General features: G+C 68.2%; 2 protein-coding genes. Both read right to left on the reverse strand.

Annotated elements, in window-relative coordinates; all coding sequences use genetic code 11:
- Positions 1–785, reverse strand: a 785-nt coding sequence (locus AC1KAT_RS22120; protein ID WP_480329509.1) for an electron transfer flavoprotein subunit alpha/FixB family protein, incomplete at its 3' end; no start/stop codon positions are given.
- Between the two features lie 29 nt (positions 786–814).
- Positions 815–1,234 (reverse strand): electron transfer flavoprotein subunit beta/FixA family protein (locus tag AC1KAT_RS22125; protein WP_480329511.1); only part of this gene is annotated, 420 nt, incomplete at its 5' end.

A 1,234-nucleotide genomic window follows, 5' to 3' on the forward strand; every position in this document is an offset into this window, starting at 1 on the left:
CCCGAGATGCCCACCGCCACGTACAGCTGCGGCGCAACGATCTTGCCGGTCTGGCCGACCTGCCAGTCGTTGGGCGCGTAGCCCGCGTCCACCGCGGCGCGGCTGGCGCCCAGCGCCGCACCCAGCTTGTCGGCCAGCGGGGTCAGCACTTCGTTGAACTTGTCGCTGCTGCCCAGCGCGCGGCCACCCGAGACGATGATCTTGGCGGCGGTCAGCTCGGGCCGGTCGTTCTTGGCGATCTCCGATCCCACGAACACGCTCTTGCCGTTGTCGGCGGTCGCGGCGGCGGTTTCCACGGCGGCGCTGCCACCCGTGCTGGCGGCCGGGTCGAAGCCGGTGGTGCGCACGGTGATGACCTTGACCTTGTCTGCGCTTTGCACGGTGGCGATGGCGTTGCCGGCGTAGATGGGGCGTTCGAAGGTGTCGGCGCCGATCACCTTGGTGATGTCGCTGATCTGGCCGACGTCGAGCTTGGCGGCGACGCGCGGGGCGACGTTCTTGCCGCCGGCGGTGGCCGGGAAGAGGATGTGGCTGTAGTTGCCCGCGATGGCAAGCACCTGCTCGGCGACGTTCTCGGCCAGGCCGTGGGCCAGGCCAGGGGCGTCGGCGTGGATGACCTTGGTGACGCCAGCGATTTGTGCGGCGGCCTGGGCGGCGGCACCGGCGTTGTGGCCGGCGACGAGCACGTGCACGTCACCGCCGGCTTGCGCGGCGGCGGTGACGGTGTTGAGGGTGGCGCCTTTGATGCTGGCGTTGTCGTGTTCTGCGATGACGAGTGCGGTCATGGTGTGTTTTTCCTGTCCTGCGCTTGGGCTTAGATGACCTTGGCGGTGTTCTTGAGCTTGTCCACGAGCGTGGCGACGTCGGCGACCTTGATGCCGGCGCTGCGCTTCGGGGGTTCGCTGACCTTGAGGGTCTTGATGCGCGGGGCGACGTCGACGCCCAGGTCGGCCGGCTTGACGGTGTCGAGCGGCTTCTTCTTGGCCTTCATGATGTTGGGCAGGGTGACGTAGCGCGGCTCGTTCAGGCGCAGGTCGGTGGTGATGACGGCCGGCAGGCTGAGCTTGAGGGTCTCGAGGCCGCCGTCGACTTCGCGGGTGACGCTGACGGAATCAGCGGTCAGTTCGACCTTGCTGGCGAAGGTGGCCTGGGGCAGGTTGGCCAAGGCCGCGAGCATCTGGCCGGTCTGGTTGCAGTCGTCGTCGATGGCCTGTTTGCCGAGGATGATGAGCGA

Source organism: Piscinibacter sp. PDB5-1 (genome assembly GCF_056676035.1).